General features: G+C 63.8%; 33 protein-coding genes. 11 read left to right on the top strand and 22 right to left on the bottom strand.

What is annotated here, in order from left to right:
• Entirely contained in the window at positions 1 to 1,011 is a 1,011-nt protein-coding gene (locus ACGYK9_RS12745) for an NAD(P)H-quinone oxidoreductase (protein WP_394411215.1), read from the bottom strand.
• A 97-nt stretch (positions 1,012 to 1,108) separates the two neighbouring features.
• Between ACGYK9_RS12745 and ACGYK9_RS12740 the strand changes: the two genes are divergently transcribed.
• Complete coding sequence (locus ACGYK9_RS12740; RefSeq protein ID WP_394411212.1) at positions 1,109 to 2,338, top strand: fatty acid--CoA ligase family protein; 1,230 nt, start codon at positions 1,109 to 1,111, stop codon at positions 2,336 to 2,338.
• Complete coding sequence (locus ACGYK9_RS12735) at positions 2,335 to 3,441, top strand: acetyl-CoA C-acyltransferase (protein WP_394411209.1); 1,107 nt, start codon at positions 2,335 to 2,337, stop codon at positions 3,439 to 3,441. Before ACGYK9_RS12740 ends, ACGYK9_RS12735 begins: the two co-directional genes overlap by 4 nt.
• Before the next feature lie 32 nt (positions 3,442 to 3,473).
• Here ACGYK9_RS12735 and ACGYK9_RS12730 read toward each other — a convergent pair whose 3' ends face one another.
• The 4 genes from ACGYK9_RS12730 to ACGYK9_RS12715 form a co-directional block, all read right to left on the bottom strand.
• Positions 3,474 to 4,019, bottom strand: a complete 546-nt coding sequence (locus ACGYK9_RS12730; RefSeq protein ID WP_209216564.1) for a biotin transporter BioY — start codon at positions 4,017 to 4,019, stop codon at positions 3,474 to 3,476.
• Between the two features lie 61 nt (positions 4,020 to 4,080).
• Complete coding sequence (locus ACGYK9_RS12725; RefSeq protein ID WP_394411206.1) at positions 4,081 to 4,677, bottom strand: energy-coupling factor transporter transmembrane protein EcfT; 597 nt, start codon at positions 4,675 to 4,677, stop codon at positions 4,081 to 4,083.
• Positions 4,652 to 5,386: an energy-coupling factor ABC transporter ATP-binding protein gene (locus ACGYK9_RS12720; protein ID WP_271692450.1), complete on the bottom strand. Its 735-nt coding sequence runs from the start codon at positions 5,384 to 5,386 to the stop codon at positions 4,652 to 4,654. Before ACGYK9_RS12720 ends, ACGYK9_RS12725 begins: the two co-directional genes overlap by 26 nt.
• Before the next feature lie 72 nt (positions 5,387 to 5,458).
• A complete protein-coding gene (locus ACGYK9_RS12715) occupies positions 5,459 to 6,151 on the bottom strand; it encodes a COQ9 family protein (RefSeq protein WP_394411203.1) in 693 nt (230 codons plus the stop codon).
• 110 nt (positions 6,152 to 6,261) lie between these two features.
• On the opposite strand from ACGYK9_RS12715, the gene rpsU reads away from it, so the two are divergent.
• Complete coding sequence (rpsU, locus tag ACGYK9_RS12710; protein WP_007118112.1) at positions 6,262 to 6,468, top strand: 30S ribosomal protein S21; 207 nt, start codon at positions 6,262 to 6,264, stop codon at positions 6,466 to 6,468.
• Positions 6,469 to 6,724: 256 nt separating this feature from the next.
• On the opposite strand, the gene ACGYK9_RS12705 is transcribed toward rpsU, so the two are convergent.
• The gene (locus tag ACGYK9_RS12705; protein ID WP_120351940.1) at positions 6,725 to 7,183 is read right to left on the bottom strand and encodes an Lrp/AsnC family transcriptional regulator; all 459 of its coding nucleotides are present in this window, start codon (positions 7,181 to 7,183) and stop codon (positions 6,725 to 6,727) included.
• Between the two features lie 138 nt (positions 7,184 to 7,321).
• Here ACGYK9_RS12705 and ald point away from each other — a divergent pair, with 138 nt between their 5' ends.
• Positions 7,322 to 8,440 (top strand): alanine dehydrogenase, encoded by a 1,119-nt coding sequence (gene ald, locus ACGYK9_RS12700; RefSeq protein WP_394411200.1) that lies wholly within the window; start codon positions 7,322 to 7,324, stop codon positions 8,438 to 8,440.
• Between the two features lie 62 nt (positions 8,441 to 8,502).
• Here the strand turns inward: ald and mscL are convergent, their stop codons facing one another.
• Positions 8,503 to 8,934, bottom strand: a complete 432-nt coding sequence (gene mscL, locus ACGYK9_RS12695) for a large conductance mechanosensitive channel protein MscL (RefSeq protein WP_209216569.1) — start codon at positions 8,932 to 8,934, stop codon at positions 8,503 to 8,505.
• Between the two features lie 122 nt (positions 8,935 to 9,056).
• Positions 9,057 to 10,001, bottom strand: a complete 945-nt coding sequence (locus tag ACGYK9_RS12690) for a histidine kinase dimerization/phosphoacceptor domain -containing protein (protein WP_394411390.1) — start codon at positions 9,999 to 10,001, stop codon at positions 9,057 to 9,059.
• Here ACGYK9_RS12690 and ACGYK9_RS12685 point away from each other — a divergent pair.
• Complete coding sequence (locus ACGYK9_RS12685) at positions 9,948 to 10,112, top strand: hypothetical protein (RefSeq protein WP_271692454.1); 165 nt, start codon at positions 9,948 to 9,950, stop codon at positions 10,110 to 10,112. The genes ACGYK9_RS12690 and ACGYK9_RS12685 overlap by 54 nt on opposite strands.
• 253 nt (positions 10,113 to 10,365) lie before the next feature.
• Here ACGYK9_RS12685 and ACGYK9_RS12680 read toward each other — a convergent pair whose 3' ends face one another.
• The 4 genes from ACGYK9_RS12680 to pheS all read right to left on the bottom strand — a co-directional run bounded on the left by ACGYK9_RS12680 (position 10,366) and on the right by pheS (position 14,658).
• The gene (locus tag ACGYK9_RS12680) at positions 10,366 to 10,809 is read right to left on the bottom strand and encodes a YtoQ family protein (protein ID WP_394411197.1); all 444 of its coding nucleotides are present in this window, start codon (positions 10,807 to 10,809) and stop codon (positions 10,366 to 10,368) included.
• A gap of 20 nt (positions 10,810 to 10,829) precedes the next feature.
• Complete coding sequence (gene pheT, locus ACGYK9_RS12675; protein ID WP_394411194.1) at positions 10,830 to 13,226, bottom strand: phenylalanine--tRNA ligase subunit beta; 2,397 nt, start codon at positions 13,224 to 13,226, stop codon at positions 10,830 to 10,832.
• Positions 13,227 to 13,235: 9 nt separating this feature from the next.
• Positions 13,236 to 13,517: a YrhK family protein gene (locus ACGYK9_RS12670; RefSeq protein ID WP_271693862.1), complete on the bottom strand. Its 282-nt coding sequence runs from the start codon at positions 13,515 to 13,517 to the stop codon at positions 13,236 to 13,238.
• A gap of 67 nt (positions 13,518 to 13,584) precedes the next feature.
• Entirely contained in the window at positions 13,585 to 14,658 is a 1,074-nt protein-coding gene (pheS, locus tag ACGYK9_RS12665; RefSeq protein WP_394411191.1) for a phenylalanine--tRNA ligase subunit alpha, read from the bottom strand.
• Between the two features lie 172 nt (positions 14,659 to 14,830).
• Between pheS and ACGYK9_RS12660 the strand changes: the two genes are divergently transcribed.
• Both ACGYK9_RS12660 and ACGYK9_RS12655 read left to right on the top strand, forming a co-directional pair.
• Positions 14,831 to 15,505, top strand: coding sequence for a type 1 glutamine amidotransferase domain-containing protein (locus ACGYK9_RS12660; RefSeq protein ID WP_394411188.1), 675 nt, complete (start codon positions 14,831 to 14,833; stop codon positions 15,503 to 15,505).
• Between the two features lie 93 nt (positions 15,506 to 15,598).
• Positions 15,599 to 15,811, top strand: a complete 213-nt coding sequence (locus ACGYK9_RS12655) for a hypothetical protein (protein ID WP_394411184.1) — start codon at positions 15,599 to 15,601, stop codon at positions 15,809 to 15,811.
• Here ACGYK9_RS12655 and ACGYK9_RS12650 read toward each other — a convergent pair.
• The 5 genes from ACGYK9_RS12650 to pyk form a co-directional block, all read right to left on the bottom strand.
• Complete coding sequence (locus ACGYK9_RS12650) at positions 15,800 to 16,996, bottom strand: Hint domain-containing protein (protein ID WP_394422545.1); 1,197 nt, start codon at positions 16,994 to 16,996, stop codon at positions 15,800 to 15,802. The two genes, ACGYK9_RS12655 and ACGYK9_RS12650, sit on opposite strands and share 12 nt — an antisense overlap.
• 254 nt (positions 16,997 to 17,250) lie before the next feature.
• Positions 17,251 to 17,616: a 50S ribosomal protein L20 gene (rplT, locus tag ACGYK9_RS12645; protein ID WP_067264504.1), complete on the bottom strand. Its 366-nt coding sequence runs from the start codon at positions 17,614 to 17,616 to the stop codon at positions 17,251 to 17,253.
• Between the two features lie 15 nt (positions 17,617 to 17,631).
• A complete protein-coding gene (gene rpmI / locus ACGYK9_RS12640; protein ID WP_067264506.1) occupies positions 17,632 to 17,832 on the bottom strand; it encodes a 50S ribosomal protein L35 in 201 nt (66 codons plus the stop codon).
• 126 nt (positions 17,833 to 17,958) lie between these two features.
• Entirely contained in the window at positions 17,959 to 18,183 is a 225-nt protein-coding gene (locus ACGYK9_RS12635) for a hypothetical protein (RefSeq protein ID WP_394411178.1), read from the bottom strand.
• Between the two features lie 26 nt (positions 18,184 to 18,209).
• Positions 18,210 to 19,655, bottom strand: a complete 1,446-nt coding sequence (pyk, locus tag ACGYK9_RS12630) for a pyruvate kinase (protein WP_271692464.1) — start codon at positions 19,653 to 19,655, stop codon at positions 18,210 to 18,212.
• A 152-nt stretch (positions 19,656 to 19,807) separates the two neighbouring features.
• On the opposite strand from pyk, the gene ACGYK9_RS12625 reads away from it, so the two are divergent.
• Positions 19,808 to 20,119 carry a DUF1244 domain-containing protein gene (locus ACGYK9_RS12625; protein ID WP_067264526.1) on the top strand — a complete coding sequence of 104 codons (312 nt, stop codon included), beginning with the start codon at positions 19,808 to 19,810 and terminating at the stop codon, positions 20,117 to 20,119.
• An 86-nt stretch (positions 20,120 to 20,205) separates the two neighbouring features.
• Here the strand turns inward: ACGYK9_RS12625 and ACGYK9_RS12620 are convergent, their stop codons facing one another.
• Positions 20,206 to 20,664: a MaoC family dehydratase gene (locus tag ACGYK9_RS12620; protein WP_394411175.1), complete on the bottom strand. Its 459-nt coding sequence runs from the start codon at positions 20,662 to 20,664 to the stop codon at positions 20,206 to 20,208.
• 106 nt (positions 20,665 to 20,770) lie between these two features.
• Here ACGYK9_RS12620 and ACGYK9_RS12615 point away from each other — a divergent pair, with 106 nt between their 5' ends.
• Positions 20,771 to 21,214: a DMT family transporter gene (locus ACGYK9_RS12615; RefSeq protein WP_209216582.1), complete on the top strand. Its 444-nt coding sequence runs from the start codon at positions 20,771 to 20,773 to the stop codon at positions 21,212 to 21,214.
• 3 nt (positions 21,215 to 21,217) lie between these two features.
• On the opposite strand, the gene ACGYK9_RS12610 is transcribed toward ACGYK9_RS12615, so the two are convergent.
• Genes ACGYK9_RS12610 through dgcN form a run of 3 tightly spaced genes read right to left on the bottom strand, consistent with a single transcriptional unit; the run spans position 21,218 to position 24,050 of the window.
• The gene (locus ACGYK9_RS12610) at positions 21,218 to 22,078 is read right to left on the bottom strand and encodes a D-amino-acid transaminase (RefSeq protein WP_394411172.1); all 861 of its coding nucleotides are present in this window, start codon (positions 22,076 to 22,078) and stop codon (positions 21,218 to 21,220) included.
• 2 nt (positions 22,079 to 22,080) lie between these two features.
• Positions 22,081 to 23,046 carry an N-acetyl-D-Glu racemase DgcA gene (gene dgcA / locus ACGYK9_RS12605; protein WP_394411169.1) on the bottom strand — a complete coding sequence of 322 codons (966 nt, stop codon included), beginning with the start codon at positions 23,044 to 23,046 and terminating at the stop codon, positions 22,081 to 22,083.
• 2 nt (positions 23,047 to 23,048) lie between these two features.
• Positions 23,049 to 24,050 (bottom strand): N-acetyltransferase DgcN, encoded by a 1,002-nt coding sequence (gene dgcN, locus ACGYK9_RS12600; RefSeq protein WP_394411166.1) that lies wholly within the window; start codon positions 24,048 to 24,050, stop codon positions 23,049 to 23,051.
• A gap of 257 nt (positions 24,051 to 24,307) precedes the next feature.
• Between dgcN and ACGYK9_RS12595 the strand changes: the two genes are divergently transcribed.
• On the top strand, positions 24,308 to 25,267 hold the full coding sequence (locus ACGYK9_RS12595; protein WP_394411164.1) for an L-malyl-CoA/beta-methylmalyl-CoA lyase: 960 nt from the start codon (positions 24,308 to 24,310) through the stop codon (positions 25,265 to 25,267).
• A 158-nt stretch (positions 25,268 to 25,425) separates the two neighbouring features.
• The gene (locus ACGYK9_RS12590; RefSeq protein WP_394411162.1) at positions 25,426 to 26,388 is read left to right on the top strand and encodes an acetyl-CoA carboxylase carboxyltransferase subunit alpha; all 963 of its coding nucleotides are present in this window, start codon (positions 25,426 to 25,428) and stop codon (positions 26,386 to 26,388) included.
• Here ACGYK9_RS12590 and ACGYK9_RS12585 read toward each other — a convergent pair.
• On the bottom strand, positions 26,385 to 26,831 hold the full coding sequence (locus ACGYK9_RS12585; RefSeq protein ID WP_394411159.1) for a GNAT family N-acetyltransferase: 447 nt from the start codon (positions 26,829 to 26,831) through the stop codon (positions 26,385 to 26,387). The two genes, ACGYK9_RS12590 and ACGYK9_RS12585, sit on opposite strands and share 4 nt — an antisense overlap.
• Positions 26,832 to 26,934: the final 103 nt, after the last annotated feature.

Raw genomic sequence — 26,934 nt, 5'->3', positions numbered from 1 at the left:
TTACTGATCTTCTTCACCCTGCAGTTCACCGCCCACCTTCAGGACGATCTTGCCGATATGGCCGCTGGCTTCCATCCGGCGGTGGGCATCATTCGCCTCGGACAGGTCATAGGTGCTGTCCATCACCGGGGCGACGCGGCCCTGCTCCAACAGGGGCCAGACGTTCTGCAAAAGCTCCTCCGCAATCCGCGCCTTGGCCAGATCGCTCTGCGGCCGCAGGGTCGATCCGGTCATAGTCAGGCGGCGGGTCATCAGCGTGACGAAGTTCACCTCTTGCTTGGCCCCTTGCAGAAACGCGATTTGCACCAGCCTGCCGTCCTCGGCCAAGGCCTTGAGGTTGCGGTTGATATAGCTGCCGCCCACCATGTCGAGGATCACATCCGCACCGCCCTCGGCCTGCATCACGTCGACGAAATCCGTGTCGCGATAGTTGATCGCCACCTCGGCCCCCAGCTTCATACAGGCCGCGCATTTGCTGTCGGTGCCGGCGGTCACGAAGACCCGCGCGCCCAAGACGCGGGCCAGTTGGATCGCCGTGGTGCCGATCCCGGAAGAGCCGCCGTGGATCAGCACTTTCTCCCCGGCCTTAAGCCCGCCTCGCATGAAAAGGTTGGACCAGACGGTAAAGAATGTCTCGGGCAGACAGGCCGCTTCTTTCAGCCCCATGCCCTCAGGAATCGGCAGGCAATGTGCCGCGGGGGTGGCGACATATTCGGCATAGCCGCCGCCGGGCAGCAGGGCGCAGACCAGATCGCCCGGGGCCAGTGTCGTTACCCCCGGCCCGACTTCGACCACCTCGCCCGAGGCCTCCAACCCCGGCAGATCGCTGGCGGTGGCGGGCGGCGCGTAGCGGCCCGCGCGTTGCAGCGCATCGGGGCGGTTCACCCCGGCATAGGCGACCTTGATGATGACCTGACCGTGTTTCGGCTGGGGCCGCGGGCGGGTGGTGCCTTGCAGAACGTCCGGACCGCCGGGTTCGGTGATTTCGATTGCACGCATGGTCTCTGTCATGTCTGAAGTATCCTCGGGTCTGGTTTCGCCGCAGCCTAACGGGCGGCCCCGGGGCGTGCACCCGGAATTTGAGACCCCACGGAAGAGGGAGAGGCGGATGCGCGGGCAAGACAGGTTCAAATGGCATGAGGCCGCGCGGCTTTATGCAGGGGAGCGGGAATTGCCCCGCGCGCCCGAAGGCCAGCACGACAGCTACCGCGCCCTGCCCGCCACTCCGGCCTTCGACGCACTGGCGGCCCTAACCACAGCGATCACCCAGCCGGCCCCCTTTTGCCTCAGCGACTGGCCCCTGCCCGATGACATCTCCTGCTCGCCCGCGGCCTTTCTCACCCTGACCGGCGGCGCGTCGGGGCGGCCCAAGGCGGTCCGACGCAGCCAAGCCTCTTGGATCGCCAGTTTTGAGGTCAATGCTGACCGTTTCGCCCTTACCCTCCGCGACAGCGTCGCCGTGTTGGGGCAGCTCAGCCATTCCCTATCGCTCTATGCGGTGCTGGAAGCGCTGCATCTTGGCCTCGACGCGCATGTGCTGGCGGATCACGCTCCCCGGCGACAGGCAGAGCGGATCGCTGAGGCTGAAGCGGCGATCCTCTACGCCACGCCGACCCAGCTGCGCCTGCTTGCCCGCGCTGCCGTAGCCCCGCTGCCATCGCTGCGCTTGGTCCTTTGCGGCGGTGGCGCGCTCGATCCGGCGACCCGGGCGGCGGTGGGGCGGCTCTGCCCCCAAGCGGCGGTGCACGTTTTCTACGGCGCGGCGGAGACGAGTTTTATCACGCTGGCCGATGCTGACACGCCCGAAGGCTCGGTGGGCCGCCCCTACCCCGGTGTCGAGCTGCGTCTGATGAATGAGGAAGGCCAGCCCGCAACTGGCGTGGGCGAGATCTGGGTGCGCAGCCCCTACCTCTTCGATGGCTACGCACTGGGCCACAGCGATGAGACCCGCTGGCGGGAGGGCTTCGTGACCGTGGGTGAGATGGGCGCGCTGGATGCCAAGGGCAACCTCTGGATCAAGGGGCGGCGGCAGCGCATGGTGCAGATCGCCGACCAGATGGTTTTCCCCGAAACGGTAGAGGCCGTGATCAGCGCCCAAACTGGCCTGCCCTGCGCGGTTCTGCCCCGAGACGATGCGCTGCGAGGGCAGCATCTGGTCGCGGTAGTCGAAGCCCCGGCAGGAGAGCCGCCCGCCGAAGAGATCATTGCCCATTGCCGCGCGACGCTCGGGCCCCTGACGTCCCCGCGGCGCATCTATTTCCGCCCCGACCTGCCCCTGCTGCCCTCGGGCAAGCCCGACCTGCGCGCCCTCTCGGATTGGGTGGAGGGCCAAAGGTGACCCGCGCCTATATCGTCTCGGCCTGCCGCAGCCCGGTCGCCCCGCGCGGCGGTGCGCTGGCGCATCTTTCCCTGCCCGACCTTGCCGCGCCGGTCCTTTCTGCTGCCCTTAGCCGCGCGGGGCTGGACCCTGCGCAGGTCGACGAGGTGATTTGCAGCACCGCCCTCGGCCCCGGCGGCAACCCCGCGCGCAGCATCGCTTTGGCCGCGGGGCTGCCCGAACAGGTGGCGGGCTTGAGCATCGACCGGCAATGCGCAGGGGGATTGGACGCGCTGGCACTGGCGCGGCAGATGGTCCTTTCCGGTGCCGCCGATATCGTCGTGGCGGGCGGGGCCGAGAGCTACTCTCGCCAGCCGCTGCGCTACCGCACCTTCGCCGATGGCCGCCCGGCAGAGGCCTATACCCAAGCGCCCTTTACCCCATGGCCCGAACGCGACCCGGACATGGCGGAGGCCGCCGCGGCGCTTGGCCGGTCCCAAGGCATTTCCCGCGCAGAACAGGATGACTGGGCCGTGGAAAGCCATGCGAAGGCCCGCGCACAGCCCCCAACCGAAGCGGAACTGGTGCCGCTCGCAGGCGTCTCAACCGATGCCTTCACCCGCCGCCTCACCCCCGCGCTATGCAGCCGGGCCAAGGTGCTTTCCGGCGACATCACCGCTGCCAATGCCGCCGTCGCCGCCGATGCCGCGGCCTTTTGCGTCGTCGTGTCAGAGCGGGTGGCAGCGGACCTCACCCTGCCGAAAGTCGAACTCATCGCAGCGGGGACGAAGGGCAGCCGCCCCGAAGAGCCGGGACTGGCCCCATTGGTGGCCATCGGAGAAGTCTTTCGTCAAAGCGGATTGGAAGCCAACCACCTGCACCGCGCCGAGATCATGGAGGCCTATGCCGTGCAGGCCATCGCCTGCGTCACCGGTGCGGGGATCGCGCCGCGGATCGTCAACAGGGGTGGCGGCGCTTTGGCGCGCGGGCATCCGATTGGCGCATCAGGCGCGATCAATGCGGTGCGGCTGTGGCATGAGTTGGTGGCGCGGGGATCGGGCATCGGCTTGGCGGCGATTGCCGCCGCCGGGGGGATCGGCTCTGCCGCGCTGATGCGGCTGTAGCGGCCCGCCCCCTCGGGGAGCGGGCCAATCGTTTAGCTGCGCGACAGCAGGCTTGCCGGGCGCGCCTTGGCCAGACCGGAGGTGATGAACCCCGCCAGCACGGCTTTGATCAGGTCACCGGGGATGAAGGCTTGGACCAGCAGGGTCGCCTCGACCAGCGTTTTGTTCAGCGTCATCATCATGCCGAAGATGCCGAAGGCATAGACCACGAGGATGCCGCCCAAGACCGCCGAAACCCCAGCCGCGAGACCCACCGGCGCGCTGCGCCACTGGTCCATGATAAAGCCGGTCACGAAAGCCCCGATCGGGAAGCCGACAAGGAAACCCACGGTCGGCGAGGCAAAGACGCCCAGACCGCCACGGCCCCCGGCCAGAAGCGGCAGACCAAGGGCCACAAGCGCCACGAACAAAAGCGCCGCAAGGCCACCGCGCCAAGCGCCCAGCACCGTGCCACAGAGCATGACCCCCAGCGACTGCGCCGTGATCGGCACGCCGAAGCCAAGCGTGAATTTCGGAATCAGGCCCAGTGCCGCGATCAACGCGGCAAAGAGGGCGATCATGGTCAGATTGCGTTCCATTGGAAGGATCCTTGGGTTGAATTTTCCATTGCCTAGGCCACCCCCCTGCCCCGGTCAAGCATTACAGACCGCCCCGCGCGCGCAGCGCCTCGGCCACATGTTCGGCATCGTCGATGGCCAGAACCGTGAAGGGCATCACCACGCGCCAGCCCGCCCGCCTGCGCGACCGTGCGCGCCACGCCAGCGACAGCATCTGCCCCTTGGCCGCCAGTACGGGGGTGAAACGCACCACCAGCGCCACGGCCAACTCAAGGCTCCGCGTGCGCAGCCCGAAACGGCGCAGCGGAGCGGCGAGCCAGTGCACCACCCCCATCATATCGGTAAGTTTCGTGGTCATGGTGACGAGGTTTGCAAGCCCCACGGCAGTGATCATCCGCAGCGCGATCACGAGGCCCGCCTCCGCATCGTCGGTCAAGACATGCCACAGCAGGATCAGCCCGACGAAAGGCCAAAGCATCCACAGACGCCCCAACCCGGCGCGCAGAAAGGGCCGCCCCGGCAGGGCATAGAGCAGCAGCATCCCGGCACAGAAGAGAATTTGCCAAACCGGCTCCTCCACCCCGAAGAGCAGAAGCGTGGCCAGGCAGAGCGCCCCCAGCTTGGCCCCGGCAGGCCAGCCATGGGCGCGGGTCTCAACCGGCGAGGTCAGAGAGATCATCACTCGCCCCCAATTCCTTCATCCGCGTCTCAAAGGCGCGCAGCACCGGGCGGGCGCTGCCTTGCTGGACGACCTCGCCGCGCTCCAGCCAGAGAACGTGATCGTATGCCGCCACCGCCGCCGGATCGTGGGTGATATGGACCAGCGTCAGGTCCAGCCCCGCCAAAACCCGTTCGAGGTGCAACCGCGTGGGGATGTCGAGCCCGGCAAAGGGTTCGTCCAACACCACCACCCGTGGCTGCATCGCCAAGACCGCCATCAGGCAAACCAACTGCCGCTGCCCTTGGGAGAGTTGGTGAATCGACGCCTGCGCCCAATGGCGCTTGTCAAATTGCCCGAGGATCGCCGCCACGCCCCGCGCGGCCTCCGCTTTGGATTGGCCCATTTGCCGTAGGCCAAAGGCGATTTCCTCTTCTACCGTGGGGAAGATGATCTGGTGGTCGGGGTTCTGAAACAGGATACCGACCGCGCCAATCGCGCGGCGGCGATCGCGGGCCACATCGACCCCGGCAATCCGCACCTGCCCCTCATCAGCGGCCACCAGCCCCGACAGAACCCGCGCGAAAGAGGTCTTGCCCGAGCCGTTGCGGCCCACGATGCCGATCCGCGCGGCATCGGAGCTCAGGCTCACGCCCTGCAGCACCGGCGTGCCGCCGGGGGTGTAGCTGATGCTGTCGATATCGATGAGCGGAAGGGTCGCGTTGGTCATCGGGTGCCTGTGGTAAAACCGGGTGCCCCGCCCTACCACCTGCCGCGCGGGCGGGGAAGCCCGCAGCGCGCCTCAGCTTGGCGGCGTCCAACGGCCCGGCAGATCGGGGTCACGTTGCCCGCGCGGGGCCTTGACATGGCTCAACAGCCAGTTCGGCCCGGCCATCAGACGGCTCAGCGTCGGGCTTTCGCGCACATGGGATTTGAGCTTTTCGATCTGCATCACATCGTCGATGCGCCGGTCGAGGAACGACCATGTCGCCTGATGCCCCTCACTGGCATCCCCCAGCCAATAGAGCAGCGTGGCCGAATAGACCCCCGACAGCGTGGCCCGCTTGCTGTACCAATTCACATCCTCCGAGGTATCGCCAAGCGCGGTCCAAATCTTATCGCTGGTCTCCCAGATCAGCCCGGCCCCTTCGGGGGCGTGATGCGGCAGGGCGAAAAGCGTGCTGCCCCGGCGGATCGCCTCACGATCCCCGGCTTCGAGCCGCAGGCGCACGGCCTTGGCGATACGGTCCCTGAAGCGCAGCGCTGACAGATCGGCCTGCGCCAAGCCTTCGACCATCTTGGCATCGCCGCGCCGGTGATAGGCCACCGCGAGATCGACCGCACCGCGCGGGCAGACCGCACGGGCCAGCGCCGGGTCCAGACCGCTGTCCTTGATCGCGGCGTTGAAGGTCGCGGGCGACCAGCCGTCAAACGGCACATGCATCAATGCGGCATCCAGCAATTGGTCCTTTGGGTCGGCCTTGGGCGGTGTCATGGCGGGCTCCTATCGGGGCGTGATGGGGTGGACAAACGTGATATAGGCTGTTATAGGCCCATTTCCTGCAATTCCTTGCAACTTTATCCTAGAAAGGTGGTGACAACCACATGCAGGTTAGTGTTCGCGACAACAACGTCGATCAGGCCCTCCGGGCTCTGAAGAAAAAGCTCCAGCGCGAAGGCGTTTTCCGTGAAATGAAGCTCAAGCAACATTTCGAGAAACCGTCCGAGAAAAAAGCGCGCGAGAAAGCTGAAGCGATCCGCCGTGCCCGTAAGCTGGCACGCAAAAAAGCGCAACGCGAAGGTATGATGTAAATCATCCCCGCGACACGCGACAGATATAGAACCCCCGGTGCCCATGGCAGCGGGGGTTTTGTTTTGTGGGGGAGCGCAGCGGAGCCGGGCAGCGCCAGACCGCGGAATGGCGCTCGAAATCCCTTCGATTGGGCAGTTTATGGCGGCAACCCATGTGCAAGGCTCCGGGCCAGCACTCCGATTGCAAAAGCGCCAGCCCGTCCGGGCGGTCTGGCGCTGCCCGGCGGCCTTACGGCCTTGATTCCGGGCTTTCCAACTACACCGGCAGCGCCGTGGTCTTGCACACCGTCCTGAGCGCAAAACTCGACTGCATCTGCGCCACCCCCGGCAGCCGCGCCAAATGCTGGCGGTGAATACGAGCGAAATCTTCGGTATTCTCGGCCACGATCTTCAACAGGTAATCCGCCGTCCCGGCCATCAGGTGACACTCCAACACGTCGGGAATGCGCGAGACCGACTTCTCGAAGGCCTCCAACACCTCTTCGGCCTGCGCCTGTAGAGTGATCTCCACAAAGACCGTCGTCGGCATATCCAGCTTGCGCGGGTCCAAGAGGGCCACATAGTCGCGGATATACCCTTCCTTCTCCAACCGCTGTACACGGCGATGACAGGCCGAAGGCGACAGATGCACCACCTCCGACAGTTCAGCATTGGACATCCGCCCATTGCGCTGCAAAGCCCGCAGAACACGCCGATCAATCTCATCCAAGGCCATATGCGCAATACTTTCGCGTGAGGAAGCAACCCAGCGCGATTATATTCGAAGGATGCGCCCCTTGGCGACCCCAATTTCGCAGCGATATGCACGGCGGATATGATAATCCTGTCCCACTACGGAGGAGGAGGACCCCCCATGAAAATCGGATGCCCGACAGAAATCAAACCGCAGGAATTCCGCGTCGGCCTGACGCCCAATGCCGCACAAGAAGCCATCGCCCATGGGCATGAGGTTATCGTGCAGGCGGGGGCCGGGGTCGGCGCGGGTTTCGAAGACGCTGACTACACCGCCGCAGGCGCCACCATCATCGACACGGCCGAGGAGATCTTTGCCACAGCCGACATGATCGTCAAGGTCAAGGAGCCGCAGGCGGGCGAACGCAAGATGCTGCGCGAAGGCCAGCTGCTCTTCACCTATCTGCACCTCGCGCCCGACCCGGATCAAACCCACGATCTGCTAGCCTCGGGCTGCACGGCGATTGCCTATGAAACCGTGACCGACCGCAATGGCGGCCTGCCCCTTCTGGCCCCAATGTCCGAGGTCGCGGGCCGTTTGGCACCGCAGGTCGGCGCATGGACGCTGCAAAAGGCCAATGGCGGGCGCGGCGTGCTGATGGGCGGCGTGCCCGGTGTCGGCCCGGCTAAGGTTATGGTCATCGGCGGCGGCGTCGTCGGCACCCATGCGGCCCGCATCGCCGCGGGCATGGGCGCGGATGTGACCGTGCTCGACCGCTCCCTGCCCCGGATGCGCTATCTCGATGACATCTATGGCGGCACCTTCAAGACCGCCTATGCCAGCGCGGGCAACACCATCGAACTGGCGCGTGAGGCCGATATGATCATCGGCGCGGTGCTGATCCCCGGGGCCGCGGCCCCCAAGCTGATCAGCCGCGCGCAACTGTCGGAACTCAAACCCGGAGCGGCGCTGGTCGACGTGGCCATCGACCAAGGCGGCTGCTTCGAGACTTCCAAGGCGACGACGCACCAAGACCCGGTTTATGAGGTCGACGGCATCATGCATTACTGTGTGGCCAATATGCCCGGCGCGGTGGCGCGCACCTCGACCATCGCGCTTGGCAACGCCACCATGCCCTTCATGCTGGCACTGGCCGACAAGGGCTGGAAACAGGCCTGCGCGGATGACCCGCACCTCAAGGCCGGGCTGAACGTCCACGCGGGCAAGCTGACCTATGCCGCCGTGGGCGAAGCGCTTGGGCTCGACAGCATCACCGCGGATCAGGCCATCGCGGGCTGAACGTCAGCGGCCAAACAAAAGGCCCGCCAGATTGGCGGGCCTTTCCATTTCGAAAGCAGCGCTCAGCGCGTCTTCAAAGCGTCTCGAATTTCCAACAATACATCGAGCTGCGATGGGCCGGTCTTGACCTCTGGTGCCACCTCATCCGGCTTTTCCGCAGCCGCCTTCACCCGGTTCACCATCTTCACCAGGATGAAGACCACGAAGGCGATGATGAAAAAGTTGATCACGGCCATCAGGAACGAGCCATAGGCGAAGACCGAAGCCCCCGCCTCCCGCGCCTGCTCTAGCGAAGCCGTCGCGGGCACATCGCCCGACAGCACGGCATAGTTATTGGTGAAATCCACCCCGCCGGTGAAAAGCCCGATGATCGGGTTGATCAGGTCCGCCACCAGTGACGACACGATCGCCGTGAAGGCCGCGCCGATGATGATACCAACGGCCATGTCCATGACATTGCCCTTGGCGATGAAATCCTTGAATTCTTGAATCACAGTTCTGTCCCTATTCTAAGGCGCGCCGATAACCCCGCCATCACGGTCGATAGTGCGGACTAGCATATAGAACGGTCAATAAAGTTTTACGGTAAATCGCGCGTTTTACGGCCCGCGCCTGTTCAATCCCGAAAACAGACCCGCAAAAGCGCGCCCTCGGGGCTGAAATCGGTCGTCAGACGCCCGTTCAACTGCTCGGCTGCCGTGGCCATTAACATCCGCCCCAGCCCCGTGCTATCGGCCCCCGAGACGGCACCGGCATGGCCGCAGCCATTGTCACGGCATTCCAAAAGCCAGCCCTCGGCCCCCTTCTGCCGCCGTAGGGAGATTTTGATTTCCCCTGCCCGGTCCCCGGCGAAGGCGTGTTTGATCGAATTGGCCACGAATTCGCTCACGATCATGCCGAGGGCTGAGGCCTGCACGGCCTGCAACTCGCCCGGCTCAGCCGCGCAAAAGATGGTAACGTGGTCCGGCGCGCTGGCGGCGAGAAGCTTGTTCAGTTGTTCGAGATAGGAGGTGGTTTGCACCTTGCTTCGGCCACCCTGCCCCATCAACTCGCTGTGCAGCGATGCCACCGCGCCGAAACGGCGCTCGACAAGGGCAAGCACGTCCTTGGCGTCGGGGTCTTGCACCTTGCGCGTCGCCATGCGCAGCAATGAGGCGATGGTCTGGAACGAGTTCTTCACCCGGTGGTCCATCTCGGCGCGCAGCGCCGCTTCGATGCGGATTTTCTTGCGCAGTTCCAACTGCATCATCACATGGCGCGACAGGGTTTGCAGCGCTTGGCGTTGAAAATCATTCAGGGTCCGCGGCTTGGTATCCAGCACGCAAAGCGTGCCAATCGGCTGGCCGTTCGGCGCGACAAGATTGGCACCGGCATAGAATTTCACCCGAGGGTCGCCAACATAAAGCGGATTGTCGGAGGTGCGCGGATCCGCCCCCATATCCGCAATCTCGGTATAGCCCTCATCGAGAATAGCATGAGAGCAGACCGATTGATCAAGGGCCGTCTCATGCGGCTCGAACCCGACGCGCGCCTTGAACCATTGGCGCTTTTCATCAACCAGACTGATCAGAGAGACGGGCGTTTCGCAGATATTGGACGAAAGCTCGACGATATCGTCGAAATCCGCTTCGGCTTCGGTATCAAGAATATCATAGGAATAGAGCGTCTCTAGACGCTCGTCCTGCTCTGCGGGCGTGTCGGCTAAAATGGACCTTCTCCTTCCAAAGTTAACCCGCCGCGCGATTATGGCACGACAGCGGGGGTCGGATATGGCCTGCCTTTCGGGGGGCAGATCACGGCTGATGAACCTCCAGCTAGTGAAGGTTTAGTCCGCAAAGCAGCGGCGTCCAGCACGCTGCCGAATCGATTCGCGCTTAAACCCTTGATAGATGTTCAATTTTAACGCGGCTAGCCCCGCTGCCGCGTCACCCCGGCAGCGTACCGGTCAGGACATAGCGCAGAATCTCCACCACCTGCGCAGGCTCGGAGGCCACGGCGAGCGCCGCCGCGTCGACCTCTTTCAGCGCATGGGCGTGGTCGGGGCCGTGCAGGATGATCAGCGATTTGCCAAGTGCTGCGGCATAGCCCGCATCGAAGGCCGCGTTCCACTGCTTGTACTGGTCACCGAAACGCACCACGACGACATCCGCCTCGGCAATCGCCTTGCGGGTGCGGATCGCGTTGATCTGTGCGCCCTTACGGTCATGCCAGAACTTGTCGTCCTCCGCGCCGAGGATCGCCACGCCGCAGTCATCAGAGGCGGCGTGGTCGGTGACGGGCGCCGTGAAGGTCACGTCGAGGCTGCGCGCCCCTTCGGTGATCTGTTCGCGCCAATCGGTGTGGATTTCACCGGAGAGGTAGACTTTCATCGTTTCCGTCCTTCCTTGGTTCAGCCGCGCAGCACGCCGCCGGTGGCCTTGGTCACCTTTTCGACCACCTTAGCACCCACGGCTTCGATGTCTGCATCCTTCAGCGTCTTGTCGCTGGGCTGCAGGCGCACGGTGATGGCGAGGGATTTCTTACCTTCGCCGAGGCTGCCGCCGATGAACTCGTCGAAAACGCGCACGTCTTCGATCAGATTCTTGTCGGCACCCTTGGCGGCATTGACCAGCGCCAGCGCCTCGACATCGGCATCGACGACAAAGGCGAAGTCACGCTCGACCGCCTGCAGGTCGCTGATCTGCAATGCTGGGCGCGTGGCGCCGGATTTGCGCGGCAGCGGGACTTCAGCGGGGTAGAGGGTGAAGGCCATCGCCGGGCCCTTCACGTCCATCGCCGCCAGAACGCGCGGATGCACCTCGCCGAAGACGCCGAGCACCTTCTTGGGGCCGAGGCAGATCTTGCCGTGACGGCCCGGGTGCCACCATTCATCAGCCCCGCGCAGGATCTGCACCTTGGCGGGCGCGCCGATGGCGGCCAGCACTGCTTCGGCATCGGCTTTCACGTCATAGACATCCACCGCGCGCGCCGCGCCATGCACATCCCGCGGGCCGGTGCGACCCACCAGAAGACCGGAGACCATGACCTGCTCCTCGCCCGGCTCCCCGCCGGAGAAGGCGGGGCCGACCTCGAACAACGCCATGTCGGCAAAGCCGCGGGCCTGATTGCGGGCGGCAGCTTGCAGCAGGCCGGGCAGCAGGTCGGGCCGCATGTGGCTCATGTCCGACGAAATCGGGTTCTCCAGCCGCGTCACATCGGTGCCGCCCCCGAAGAGCGCCGCCGAGGCTTGGTCGATGAAGCTGTAGCTCACGCATTCGTTGTAGCCGAGCGCCGCCGCCGTGCGCCGTGCCGTCACCACGCGGCGCTGCATGGGAGAGAGCACCGGGCGCGGCACGCCCGTGGTCAGGCGCGGTAGGGGCTTGCCTTCGAGCTGCGTCAGCGAGGCGATGCGCGCGACTTCCTCGACCAGATCGGCCTCGCCCTGCACATCAGGCCGCCAGCTTGGCACCTGCGCCATGTCGCCGTCGAGATGGAAGCCGAGCGCGTTCAGCGTCTCACGCTGGTCACTCTCAGGGATCGTCATGCCCACGAGCGACTGCACCCGCGCGGTATCAAGCTTGTAGGCGCGCGAGGTGTCGGGCACCTGCCCCGCGACCACAACCTCGGAGGCCTCACCGCCCGCGTGATCGAGGATCATCCGCGTGGCATGCTCAAGCCCCTCGGGCGTGAAGGCCGGGTCGACGCCGCGCTCGAACCGGTAGCGCGCGTCCGAGTTGATCTTCAACGCGCGGCCCGCATAGGCGATCTGGACCGGGTCCCAATAGGCGCTCTCGACAAAGACGTTCACCGTCTCCTCGGTCACACCGGTCGCCTCGCCGCCCATGATGCCCGCGATGCTTTCCACGCCGCTATCGTCGGAGATAGCCATCTGGCCCTCTTGCAGGGTGTAGCTCTTCTCATCGAGCGCCGCGATCTCCTCGCCGCCCTTGGCGCGGTGCACGCGGAGATTGCCCGCGACCTTGTCGGCGTCGAAGACATGCAGCGGGCGGTTGCGGTCGAAGGTGAAGAAGTTGGTCACGTCCACGAGGAACGAGATCGGCCGCAGCCCGATGGCGCGGAGCCGGTCCTGCAGCCACTGCGGGCTGTGGCCGTTCTTCACGCCTTTAATCAAGCGGCCATAGAACACCGGGCAGCCGTCCAGCGTGTCGTCATCAATGCTGACGCTGATCGGCGAGGCAAAGCTACCCGCCACCGCGTCGCAATCGCGCGGCTTCAGCTTGCCCAGACCCCGCGCCGCGAGGTCGCGCGCAATGCCGCGCACGCCGAGCGCATCGGGGCGGTTAGGCGTAATCGCGATCTCGATCACCGGGTCGACCTTCGCGGGATCATTCTCGGCCAGCCAGTCGATGAACCGGTCGCCGGGCTTGCCCGAGGGCAGTTCGATAATGCCGTCGTGCTCTTCGCTCAGCTCCATCTCGCGTTCGGAGGCCATCATACCGAAGCTTTCGACGCCGCGAATTTTGCCCACGCCGATGGTTGTGTCGATCCCCGGCACATAGACGCCCGGCTTGGCCACGACGACGGTGATGCCCGCGCGGGCATTGGGCGCGCCGCAGATGATCTGCATGACGCCTTCGTCGGTTTCCACCTGACAGACGTTCAGCCGGTCCGCATCGGGGTGTTTCTCGGCCGATTGCACATAGCCGAGGGTGAACTCGGCAAGCTTCGCCGCCGGGTTTTCGACGCCTTCGACTTCGAGGCCGAGGTCGGTCAGGGCATAGGTGATCTCATCAATCGACGCCGTGGTGTCGAGATGGTCCTTGAGCCAGGAGAGGGTGAATTTCATGATCGTTCCCTAATTCTCGTAACGTTTGGCCAGATCGGCCATGTCGCCCATCCGATAAAGTTTGATTTCGCGGACCACCCGCAGACAAGGCTTGGCCGCAAAGAAGATCGACCCGATCAAAAAGAGCCATGTCGCGCTGGTCTGCGTGCTTTCGAAGAAAAACAGCACGGAGCCGACAACGAAACAGACAGCCGCGCAGAAATCGATAAGCGTGTAGGCGATCTCGAACTTCGCATAAAGCGCGCGAGATCGGGCGTTGTTCTCGCGGTTCTCGTGTCGAAAGAGTTTCATATCAGACATGCCTCACGCGGTGCATTTTGATGTTTCTGCGGCGGTCGTCGCAGGCTCCATGCGCAGTTTAGCGCGACAACCCACCATGCAAATTCGGCTGATCCAAGCTCGCGAACCCATAATGCCGCAGCCAGCGCAGGTCTGAATCAAAGAACGCCCGCAGATCCGGAATACCGTATTTCAGCATCGCGATCCGGTCGATCCCCATGCCAAAGGCAAAGCCCTGCCACTCGTTCGGATCGATCCCGCCCGCCTGCAACACCTTGGGGTGCACCATGCCGGAGCCGAGCACCTCCAACCAGCCATCACCCTCGCCGATGCGCAGCTGGCCGTCGACCCAAGAACACTGGATGTCGACCTCGGCCGAAGGCTCGGTGAACGGAAAGTGCGAGGCGCGGAAGCGGGTCTTGATGCCGTCGATCTCGAAGAACGCGGCAAAGAATTCCTCAAGCGTCCACTTGAGGTTCGCCATCGAGATATCCTTGTCGATCGCGAGACCTTCGACCTGATGGAACATCGGCGTGTGGGTCTGGTCGTAATCGGCACGATACACACCGCCGGGGCAGATGATGCGCAGGGGCGCGCCTTCGGCCTCCATCGTGCGGATCTGCACAGGCGAGGTATGGGTGCGCAGCACATGGGGGGCGCGCTCGTCACCCTCGGCACGCGCCATATAGAAGGTGTCCATCTCGGCCCGCGCGGGGTGGTGGCCGGGGATGTTCAGCGCGTCGAAGTTGTACCAATCGGTGTCGATGCGCGGGCCTTCGGCGACGGAAAAGCCCATTTCGGCAAAGATCGCGGTCAGTTCTTCGGTCACTTGGCTGACCGGATGGATACTGCCCTGACGCTGGTGCCGCGTGGGCAGGGTCACGTCGAGCCATTCGCTGCGCAGGCGCTCGTCCAGCGCGGCATCGGCAAGGCCGGCCTTCTTGGCGGCGAGGGCCGAGTTGATCTCATCCTTCAGCGCGTTCAGCGCGGGGCCAGCGACCTGCCGCTCTTCGGGGGTCATCTTGCCAAGCTCGCGCATTTTCAGCGCCACTTCGCCCTTTTTGCCCACGGCGGCCAGCCGGATGTCTTCCAGCGCGGATTCGTCGCCAGCATCGGCGATTTGGCTCAGGTACTTTTGCTTCAGATCGTCCATGACAGGCCCTTGGAATAATACCCCGTCCTGCTAGCCCTCTCGCCCCTCGAATGCAAGCCGTAGGGGTTGTGGCGCCATGGGGGAACCACCACCTCCGCAAAGCGTTAGGCCGCATCCCCTCGGCGCGCCCTGCTTCAGCGGCGCGCCCAACCTCCCCCGAAAGGAGAGACCTATGAAAATCCTGATGGTTCTGACATCGCATGACGAATTGGGCGACACCGGCAATAAGACCGGTTTCTGGCTCGAAGAATTCGCAGCCCCCTATTACGTTTTCAAAGACGCGGGCGCGGATGTGACGCTGGCCTCACCCAAGGGCGGGCAGCCGCCGCTCGACCCCAATAGCGACAGCGAAGACGCGCAGACCGATGCCACCCGCCGGTTCAAAGACGATGACGCCGCGCAGCAGGCGCTGGCCTCGACCAAAGTGCTGGGCGATGTGGACGCCGACGGTTTCGATGCGATCTTCTACCCCGGCGGCCACGGCCCCCTGTGGGATCTGGCCAATGATGCCGACAGCAAGCGCCTGATCGAAACCTTCTGGGCCTCCGACCGCCCCGTGGGGGCCGTGTGCCACGCGCCTGCCGTGTTCAAAGATACCCAAGCCGACGGCAAGCCGCTGGTCTCGGGCAAGCGCGTGACCGGTTTTACCAACACCGAGGAAGAAGGCGTTGGTCTGACCGAGGTGGTGCCCTTCTTGGTCGAAGACATGCTGAAGGAAAACGGCGGCGACTACAGCAAAGGCGACGATTGGGCGTCTTATGTGCTGGTCGACGGCAAGCTGGTCACCGGCCAGAACCCCGCCTCGTCCGAGGAAGCGGCGAAAGAGATGCTGGCGCTTTTGAAGTGACGGCAGGAGGGGGCGCAAGACCGCGCCCCCTCTCCCCATGGGAGGAACCGCCACAGGCCGCGCCGTGTTTTGCCCGTGAAAGGAGCCTCCGACATGGCAGATTATGACCGCAGCACCGGCGCCCCATGGAGCGCCGAAGACCTCGAACAGCTTCGCATTCTTGCGGCAGAGGGCACGGCGACCAGCTTCATCGCGGTGCAACTGAACCGCAGCGAAGAGGCGATTGCGCACCGCGCGTCACAGGACGGGATCAACCTGTCCGCCGCCAGCCACAATCCCTATGACCCCGACACCCTAAACCGATAACAGGGCGCGCCCGTTTTTCTTGTGCTTTGCGACCAATCGCTTTTGCACGGGCCCCGCTGGGATCTGATGCGCGGGGGTGCCGAAGCCGTCACCCTCAACCAAAGCGGGGAAGAGCGTCGCGAACTCCTCGCGCTGCGCCTGACCGAGGGTCTTCACGGTGTCGGCATTCAGCAAAAAGCTCTCGCTCGGCGCGCCCTCGGCATAAACGATCTGGTGTTTTTCAAAGACCAAGTGGAAATACTCTACCTGTGAGATGCCCTCATCCACATGCACCCCCGGCAGTTCGGTCAACCGGATCGCGGCGACGAGCACGGCCATCGCGCCGCAGATCCGCTTGACGATGCCTGAACGCGCGACCATGCGATGCTGCCTTGAGACCATGAGGTCACGCTTCGGCAGCCCTGCGCCCAAGGCTCCGGCACGGATACGGATGGGGTAAAGCTTGGGGTTCTTCGCCAACTCCCCCGCCCCGACCGAACGGCGCAGCGCCGCGACAAGCTCCTGATAGCCGTGGCCTTGGGTCAGCACGCGCACGCCGGGGGCCAAAGCCTCGACCGGGAGATCGCCCGCCTCGGTGGTGATCAGCGTGCCGCGCGCGAAACAGGCCACACCGGTCGAGACCAGATCGCCCTCCTCGCGCATCGTGTCGATGTCGGACTTCCATGCCAAATTTCCCAATAACCCGCCCTCGGGCAGGTCTGAGAAATCGACTGTCATGGTGGTGAAAAGATCCCCCGCAGCCGGGCTGCCCGCCAGATTGACGATGCCGGAATAGGTCACCTCAAGATCACCGGCCAAATCCCGCGAGCCGGACTCCACGCGGAAGGGATACCCCTCAAGCGAGGTGGGGGTCGAGCCACCGTTTGGATCGTCATCCGACGTGGTGGTGGTGTCGAAGACGGAACTGGCGGGCTGGAGGTCAATCTCCATCGTGGCGAGCGGTTTGGTCGTCTCCAGATGGTGCCAGTCATAGCCGAAGGACATATGGGTATCCTCCCCCACCGCCGCGCCATTCGTATAGGGATCTGTTGCGTGCCACGTCAGCGTCTCGACCGAGCCGTCGGCATAGGTCAGCGTGATCCGCGCGCCCTCCAGATCGACGCCGCGCGAACTGGTATCATCGCGAATACCATAGACCGTCTCATGGGGGTCTTCGTCCAACCTATTGATCACAATTCCGGGCATAAACGTCCCCACCATTTATAAATAACTTGCCGACGAACAGCGCCAATTGCTGCGGCACCGGTGCAGATAGGCTGCACAGTGACCTGTCGTTGGGGCACATTGTCCATGGGGGTGAGGAGCAGGCAAGGCCGTGGCAAGGGATTATCGGGGCAAGATTGTGGCAAGGCCCGCACGCCGGCCCGAAACGCAGATCCCCCAAACGCAAAAAGCCCCACCATCCGGCAGGGCTTTCGCAAATTCAAAGCAATCTTGGCTTAGGCCGCCAGCGCGTCCTGCGCTTGCTTGACGATCGCACCGAAGGCTTCGGGCTCGTGCACGGCCAGATCGGCCAGAACCTTCCGATCCACTTCGATGCCGGCCAGCGTCAGGCCGTTGATGAAGCGGCTGTATGTCAGCGCCTCGTCGTGGCTGCGCACGGCGGCGTTGATCCGCTGGATCCACAGGGCGCGGAAGTTGCGCTTGCGATTCTTGCGGTCACGCGTTGCATATTGGTTGGCCTTGTCGACCGCCTGCGTGGCGACCTTGAAGACGTTCTTGCGCCGACCATAGTAGCCTTTCGCGGCTTTGATGATCTTCTTGTGACGCGCGTGGGTGACTGTACCACCTTTAACTCGGGACATCTCGGCTCTCCTTAATCAGCGGGCGTAGGGCATGAAGCCCTTGACGATCTTTGCATCGGCTTCCGACAGGGTTGTCGTGCCGCGTGCGTTACGGATGAACTTGTTGGTCCGCTTGATCATACCGTGCTGTTTGCCGGCTTGGCTGGCGATGACCTTGCCGGTCGCCGAGACCTTGAAGCGCTTCTTGGCGCTCGATTTCGTCTTCATCTTGGGCATTTCCGTCTCCGTCTTTTGAGTTCGGTATAAACACGACTCGGCATGCCACTTGAGGCCGGTCGTGCAGGCTAAGATGCGCCGTATAGGCGCGGTCGGTCAGGGATGCAAGAGGTTTCGCACGGCCCCTCAGGGCAAGAAGTCCGCCGCGACCGAGACGAAGACCTCCGGCAGGTTCTCAAAGGAATAGCGCCCCGGGTTTTCGCGCAGCGCAAAGACGATCAGTCCGCCCGCGATCAAGATCGTGATGGCCGAGGCGCGCGGCGACCGACGGTCGGTCACCGCGGACAGGATCGAGGGGATCGACAGCACCGCCAGAACGATGCCCATCACCATTGCCAAGTCAGAGTTCACGCAACATCCCCCTATCTGGGGAAAGGCTACTCTGGATCGGAGGCGTAAATCAAACGTTCGTCACAGGGCGCGACGCGCAGAATATTGGTGCTGCCCGGCACGTTGAACGGCACGCCTGCGGTCACCACGATATGATCCTCCGGTCCGGCGTAACCCTCTGACAAGGCGGCCCGCGCGGCGCTCAAGACGGCGAGCTTAAACCGGTCATGTCCATCTGTGATGATGCAATTCGTGCCCCAGCTCAGCGCCAGACGCCGCGCGGTGTTGACCAGCGGCGACAGGGCGATAATCGGCACGCGGGGCCGTTCGCGGGCGGTCAGCAGGGCGGTGGTGCCCGATTGGGTAAAGCAGCAGATCGCCTTGATGTCCGTCGTCTCGGCAATCTCACGCGCGGCGGCGACGATGCCATCGGCCACGGTGGTGCGATCCGCCGTGCGCGAGGATTCGATGATCTGCGTATAGGTCGCATCGGCTTCGACCTCTTGAGCCACGTTATCCATCGTCGCCACGGCCTGCAGCGGGTAATCCCCGGCGGCAGATTCGGCGCTTAGCATCACGGCGTCGGCACCTTCGTAAATCGCGGTCGCCACGTCCGAGACTTCGGCGCGGGTCGGCATCGGGCTTTCGATCATCGATTCGAGCATCTGTGTCGCCACGATCACCGGCTTGGCCGCCGCGCGGCATTTGCGCACCAGACGTTTCTGAATCGGCGGCACATTCTGCACCGGCAGCTCCACGCCCAGATCGCCCCGCGCCACCATGATGCCATCGCTGACATCCAAGATCGCTTCGAACCGCTCCACCGCCGCGGGCTTCTCGATCTTCGACAGCACCGCCGCCCGGCCTCTGACCAGATCGCGCGCCTCGGTCACATCCTCGGGCCGCTGGACAAAGCTGAGGGCGAGCCAGTCGACCCCCAATTCGCAGACGAACTCCAGATCGGCGCGGTCTTTCTCGGAAAGCGCGGCCAGCGGCAGCAGCACATCGGGCACGTTCACGCCCTTGCGGTTTGAGATGACACCGCCTGTGACCACTTCGCAATCGGCGAAATCCGGGCCGCAGTCGCGCACCTTGAGGCGGATCTTGCCGTCATTGACCAACAGGCTCGCGCCCGGCTCAAGCGCCGCGAAAATCTCAGGATGGGGCAGGCAGACGCGGGTCGCATCGCCCGGCGTCTCGTCAAGATCAAGCCGGAAAGACGCCCCCTCTTCCAAGGTTGGCCCATCGCCCTCGAACACACCAACGCGCAGCTTCGGCCCCTGAAGGTCCGCCAGAATGCCGATCGCGCCGCCGGTCTCTTTCTCGATATCGCGGATGATCCGGTGTTTTTCCCGGATCTCTTCGTGGCTTCCGTGGCTCATGTTCAGGCGGAAAACATCCGCCCCGGCGTTGTGCAATGCCGCGATCACCTCTCGGGTTTCAGAGGCTGGCCCAAGCGTGGCCACGATCTTTACATTGCGCAAACGTCTCATATCTGTTCCTTCGTGTCCTATGTCCCCAGAGCGAATGTTAACGATAACATCGCCTGTCCGGTGGCCTAGCGCCCCCATGAGTGCCTGTCAAAGGTTTCATCAGAATGACGGTCCATCGCGGTCCCGTCCAGTGATATGAGAAGGAAGCTGTCATGCCCAGCCAACAAGAGATCGAACTGCAAGCTGCCGCCTTTCGCCGGTTGCAGAAACACCTGATGGAAGATCGGACGGATGTGCAGAACATCGACATGATGAACCTCGCCGGTTTTTGCCGCAACTGCCTGTCGCGCTGGTATCAAGAGGCCGCCAACGAACGCGGGATCGAGATGGGCAAGGACGAGGCGCGCGAGTTGTTCTACGGGATGACGATGGACGAATGGAAAGCCAACTATCAGACCGATGCGAACGACAGCCAGAAAGAGGCGTTTAAAACCGCTTTTGAAGAGAATGTCGGAAAGGGTTGAGCAACCCGCTTGAATGAACCCACAAAGCGGGCGTGCATCCCTGTGCGCCCGCCTTTGCCTTGGCCAAGCGTGCTCAAAGGCTTCGCCTAGAACTGATAGAGCACAAGCCAATCCGCCTTGAGCGCAGGCCGCGCGGCGCCTTCGATCTCTACCGTTGCGGCAAAGCGGGTCATCAGGTCACCCCGCCCGCGCCTCTGTGCCTCGGCCAGCGTGAACCGCCCCCGAATCCGCTTGCCGGAATGCACAGGTGCGATGAAGCGCACGCTGTCGAACCCGTAGTTGATCGACGCCTTCGTGCCCGCCACCACCGGCAGCGCGCCGTAAGCCATGCCCGACATCATCGATAGGGTGAGCATCCCATGGGCCACGGTGCCGCCGAAATCCGTCTTGGCCGCGCGGAGCGGGTCGACATGGATGAACTGGTGGTCCTCGGTCACATCGGCAAAGGCGTCGATCCGCGCCTGATCCATCATGAACCACGGCGAGACGCCCAATTCACGGCCCACGGCGGCTTCCATCTCTGCCCGGTCAATCTCTCTGCGCATCGCGGCCTCCTCTTTGCGCCAGTCTAGCCGCGCGGGCGCTCGCTGCGAAAGCCCTTGCACCCGGCGGGACATCTCTCATGCTGGGGCCAAACAGAGCGGAGCCGCCATGAACACCCCCATCCTCGCCCTTATCACCGTCGCCATCGCCGGGGCCGCCGTGGCCCTGCAAACCCCGATCAACGCTGCCTTAGGCCGCAACATCGGCAGCGGAGTCGCTGCGGCGGCGGTGTCCTTTGGCGTCGGCTTTGCGATCCTGTTGGGGGTCTTGCTGCTGCGGGGCGAGTTGAGCGCCCTGCCCCGCGCGGCCTCGGCCTCGCCCGTTTTGCTGCTGGGCGGGGTGTTGGGGGCCTTCTACGTCTGGTCGGTGCTTTGGGCGATCCCAACGCTGGGGGCGCTGACAGTGATCTCGGCGCTGATCCTTGGCCAGTTGAGCGCGGCGCTGGTGATCGATGCCACGGGGCTCTTGGGGCTGTCGGTGCAGGCCATCACCCCCACCCGCATTGCCGCCGCCGCGCTGGTGGCGGCGGGGCTGGTTCTATCGCGGTTCTGAAACTCAGATCGCGGTTTTGCGCATCTCTTCGAGATAGATTTCACGCAAACGGGGCGCAAGCTTGCCCGGCGTGCCGCTGCCGATCTTGGCGCCGTCGATCTCAACCACCGGCGTCACGAAAGCGCTGGCCGAGGTGACGAAAGCCTCATCCGCCTGCTGCGCCTCTTCGATGGTGAAGTTGCGCTCCTCCACCTGCATCTGCGCCTCGCGGGCCAGTTCCAGCACCGCCTTACGGGTGATCCCGTGCAGAATGTCACTGGAGGTTTCGCGGGTGACGATCTTGCCGTCCTTGACGATATAGGCGTTGTTCGACGTGCCTTCGGTCACGAAACCCTCTTCGACCATCCAGGCGTCTTCGACACCGGCTTTCTTGGCCATCATCTTGCCCATCGACGGGTAGAGCAGCTGCACCGTTTTGATATCGCGGCGGCCCCAACGGATGTCTTCGATGCTGATCACGCGGATGCCGTCACGGGCGGCGGGGTTGTCGACCAACCCCGGCTTGGATTGCGTGAACAGCACCAGCGAGGGCGCGGTGGTCTCGGGGTCGGGGAAGGCGAAATCGCGGTCGCCATCCGACCCGCGCGTGACCTGAAGATAGATCAACCCGTCTTTGATGTCGTTCAGCCGCACCAACTCGCGGTGGATTTCCAGCAGTTCTTCGGTGGTCGCAGGCGCGCGCATGTCAAGCTCGTTCATCGAGCGGGTCAGACGCTCGGCATGGCCGTCAAAGGCGATGAGCTTGCCATCCAGCACGCTCGTCACCTCATAGACCCCATCGGCCATCAGGAAACCCCGGTCAAAGATCGAGACCTTGGCCTGATCCTCGGGCAGATATTCACCGTTTACATAGACAGTTCGCATGGTCACCCCCAGAGCGCTGCGGCGGGGGGATGCACGCCCGCGCCGTCGAATTTCAAAGCATTGTCGCGGTCTTCTGCCAGAAGCAGCGGGCCGTCAAGGTCCACCACCTTTGCCCCTTGCGCGACCAGTGTCGCCGGGGCCATGGCCAGCGACGAGCCGACCATACAGCCGACCATGACCTCGAAGCCTTCCGCCCGCGCCGCATCGCGCAAGGAAAGCGCTTCGGTCAGCCCGCCGGTCTTGTCGAGTTTGATGTTCACCACATCGTATTTGCCCTTGAGGCCGGGCAGGCTGGCGCGGTCATGGCAGCTTTCATCCGCGCAGACCGGCACCGGGCGCTCCATTCCCAAAAGCGCGTCGTCTTCGCCAGCGGGCAGAGGTTGCTCGACCAGCGCCACACCCAGACGGACCAGATGCGGGGCGAGGTCGGCATAGACCTCAGCCGACCAGCCCTCATTGGCGTCGATGATGATGGTGGCATCGGGCGCCCCGGCGCGCACCGCTTCGAGCCGCGGCATGTCGTCAGGCGTGCCGAGCTTGATCTTCAGCAGTGGCCGGTAGCTGTGTTTCGCCGCCTGCGCGCGCATTGCCTCGGGTTCGTCCAGCGAAAGGGTATAGGCCGTGATCTCTGGCCCCGGCGCGGTCAGCCCGGCCAGTTCCCACACCCGCTTGCCTGCGCGTTTGGCCTCTAGATCCCATAGCGCGCAGTCGACCGCGTTGCGTGCGGCCCCGGCAGGCAGCAGATCATAGAGCGCTTGGCGGGTGATATCGCCCGGCAGGCCGTTGATCTCAGCCGTGACCGATTCGAGGGTCTCGTCATAGCGCGCGTAGGGCACGCATTCGCCCCAGCCGGTCACGCCGCCTTCGGTCACGCGGACGGTCAGCACTTTGGCCTCGGTCCGCGAGCCGCGGCTGATGGTAAAGACCTGCGCCAGTTTGAACGTATCTGCGGTAACGTCGATCTGCATGGTCACAGCGCCGCCAGCGCATCGGCCAGTCGCGCCGCCCCTTGGCGGAAGGGATCGACCGCAGGCAGGCCAAGACGCTCTTCAACCTCGGCCAGATAGGCATCCGCCTCGGCCTCGGACATGTGGTAGGTGTTGACTGAGATACCGACGACTTTGCAGTTGGGGTTCGGCACCTGCGCCAGCGTCAGCGCCATGTCGCGCACCGCTTCGAGACTGGGCAGGCTGTATTCCGGCAGGCCGCGCATATGGGTCCGGGTCGGCTCATGGCACAGGATCAGCGCATCGGGCTGGCCGCCGTGGATCAGCGCCATAGTCACCCCGGAATAAGAGACGTGGAACAGGCTGCCCTGCCCTTCGATGATGTCCCAATGGTCATCGTCATTGGCGGGGGTGAGATATTCCACCGATCCGGCCATGAAATCGGCGATCACCGCATCCAGCGGCACGCCTTCGCCGGTGATCAGGATGCCGGTCTGGCCGGTGGCGCGGAAGGTGCTTTTCATGCCCTTCTCGCGCATTGCCTCGTCCAGCGCGAGGGCGGTGTACATTTTCCCGACCGAGCAATCGGTGCCCACGGCCAGAACCCGCTTGCCGCTGCGTTTCTTGCCGTCGGCAATGGGGTATTCGACGCTGGGCACGCGCACGTCATGCAATGTGGTGCCGTTGGCCTCGGCAGCCGTCACCAGATCGGCTTCGTTGCGCAACAGATTGTGCAGGCCCGAGGCGATGTCAAAGCCCATGTTCAGCGCCTCAATCAGCACCTCTTTCCATGCCGCGCTGATTTTACCGCCACGGTTGGCGACACCGATGACCAATGTCTCGGCCCCCGCCTCACGCGCTTCGGCCAGCGTCATGTCTTGCAGACCGAGATCGGCCTTGCAGCCCGCCATGCGGAACTGGCCGACCGCATTGTCGGGCCGCCAATCCTTGATGCCTTGTGCGACCTTGGCGGACAGAGAGTCAGGCGCGTCGCCCAGAAAGAGCAGATAGGGGGTTTTGATCATGGCAAGCCTCCGGCATTGAATTTGTCCGCATATTGCGCGCGAGAATACGCAAGTGCGTGGCGTTGTCGACGCATCTGCATGCAAATGCGCTGTATTTCCCGCAAATTACCCTTGGCTGCGCAAAATTCGTGCGCGGCATTCGCCGAGGGGCGAACCTCTCGTAATGCTGCAACTGCGAAAACCTCCTTGCGATTGGCGACGTAATTTCATACCAGAATGAAGACACGCGATGAAACAATATTACCCATAGGTGCCCCATGAGCTTCCGCATTCAGCCTGCCGCCCCTGCCCGCCCGAACCGCTGCCAATTGTTCGGCCCCGGCTCCCGCCCGGCGATCTTTGAAAAGATGGCAGCGTCGGATGCCGATGTGATCAACCTCGACCTTGAAGACAGCGTGGCGCCGTCGGACAAGGACAGTGCGCGCGCGAATGTGATTGCCGCGATCTCTGACGTCGACTGGGGCAACAAGACGCTGTCGGTGCGGATCAACGGGCTCGACACGCCCTATTGGTACCGGGACATGGTGGAATTGCTGGAACAGGCCGGCGAACGGCTTGACCAGATCATGATCCCGAAAGTCGGCTGCGCGGCGGACGTCTATGCCGTCGACGCGCTGGTAACGGCGATCGAGACAGCCAAGGGGCGCAGCAAGAAGATCAGTTTCGAGGTCATCATCGAAAGCGCGGCAGGCATCGCCCATGTCGAAGAAATTGCCGCCTCTTCGCCGCGATTGCAGGCGATGTCGCTCGGGGCCGCGGATTTCGCTGCGTCGATGGGCATGCAGACCACCGGCATCGGGGGCACGCAGGAGAACTATTATATGCAGCGCGGCGACCAGAAGCATTGGTCGGACCCGTGGCATTGGGCACAGGCGGCGATCGTCGCGGCATGTCGGACCCATGGTGTGCTGCCAGTTGATGGGCCTTTCGGCGATTTCTCGGACGACGAGGGTTTCCGCGCACAGGCGCGCCGCTCGGCCACCTTGGGCATGGTCGGCAAATGGGCGATCCACCCCAAGCAGGTGGCGCTGAGCAACGAGGTGTTCACCCCATCGCAAGAGGCCGTGGCCGAGGCGCGCGAAATCCTCGCGGCGATGGAAGAGGCCAAGGCCAAGGGCGAAGGGGCCACCGTTTATAAGGGGCGTTTGGTGGATATCGCCAGCATCAAACAGGCGGAGGTGATCGTACGCCAGTCCGAGATGATCGCCGGGAGCTAAGCGCTTTTGGCGAGCCGCCGGGGGCCCTGCCCCCGGACCCCCGAGGGTATTTGAAAAAGGATGAAGAGGGAGGGGCGTGGGCTTGCCTGCCTTGCAAACCCGCGTTGCAAACCGGCGCGCGGCGCTCCATATACACAGGCAACAAGCCGGAGCATGCAATGACCCAATATCTGGATTTCGAAAAACCCCTGGCCGAGATCGAAGGCAAGGCGGAAGAGCTGCGGGCGTTGGCCCGGTCCAATGAAGAGATGGACATCACCGATGAGGCCCGCGCGCTGGATAAGAAAGCCGCCGGGATGCTCGAAGACCTTTATGGCTCTTTGACGCCTTGGCGGAAATGTCAGGTGGCGCGTCATCCGGAGCGGCCCCATTGCAAGGATTATATCGAGGCGCTGTTCACCGAGTTTACGCCTTTGGCGGGGGATCGGAACTTTGCCGATGATCTGGCCGTCATGGGCGGGTTGGCGCGGTTCAATGATACGCCTGTCGTGGTGATTGGCCATGAGAAGGGCAATGACACCAAGAGCCGGATTGAGCGTAATTTCGGCATGGCGCGGCCTGAGGGCTATCGCAAGGCGGTGCGCTTGATGGAACTGGCCGACAAGTTCAACCTGCCGGTGGTTACCATCGTCGACACGCCCGGCGCCTATCCCGGCAAGGGTGCCGAAGAGCGCGGCCAGTCCGAGGCGATTGCCCGTTCGACCGAGAAATGTCTGCAGATCGGCGTGCCTTTGGTCAGCGTGATTGTAGGCGAAGGCGGCTCTGGCGGGGCGGTGGCATTCGCCACGGCGAACCGTGTCGCGATGTTGGAGCATTCGGTTTATTCGGTGATTACGCCCGAAGGCTGTGCCTCGATCCTGTGGAAAGACAGCGAGAAGATGCGCGAGGCCGCCGAGCAGATGCGTCTAACAGCGGATGAGCTCAAGACGCTTGGCGTGATCGACCAGATCATCCCTGAGCCGATGGGGGGTGCGCATCGCCATGCCGAGGAATCGATCAAGGCCGTGGGCAAGTCGATCGAAGCGATGCTCAAGGAGCTTGACGGCAAGGACGGCAAGACGCTGGTTCAGGAACGCCGGACCAAGTTCCTTGAGATGGGGCGCAAGGGGCTGGCAGCCTAAGCCAGCCGCCGCCGAAAACGCGGATCGGGCGTGATTTGATCGAAACCGGCGGCGCGGTAGAAACCCTGCGCGCGCCGGCTTTTTGTATCCGTGCCCACGGTTACATAGCTGCATCCTTGGCTCTGGGCGTGGTCCAGCGCCGCTTCGACCAGCGCGCGGCCAATGCCGCGACCGCGGGCCGTGTCGCAGACGAAGAGGTGGTGCAGGTCCATCCCTCTTGCGCCGAATTGCAACTGCATCTGCGGGCAGAGCGCGGCATAGCCATGCAGGCCGGTGGCGCCTTCGGCCACCAGAAGGGTCACCCAGGGTGTGGGGCCGAAGCAGTCACGTTCCAACGCGGCGCGCGTCACGGTGGCGGTGTCACCGTGGTAGGCGGCCAGCGCGTGGGCCAGATCGAGCACCATCGGCAGGTCGGATTTTGCGGCGGGTCGAATGGGGGGCATGTCGTCTCTTTCTGTGAGGCCACAGGGAGACAGGATAAGCCGCGCTGTGGCGGCTTGTGGATATGGAAAGGGTGCCGCGCCGGTCAGGAGCGGGGGTAATAGA

This window comes from Sulfitobacter sp. 1A15258 (assembly GCF_043557045.1).
Taxonomy (GTDB): domain Bacteria; phylum Pseudomonadota; class Alphaproteobacteria; order Rhodobacterales; family Rhodobacteraceae; genus Sulfitobacter; species Sulfitobacter faviae.
The sequence above is the reverse complement of the archived record's forward strand: the minus strand, read 5'-3'. Positions and strand labels throughout refer to the sequence as shown.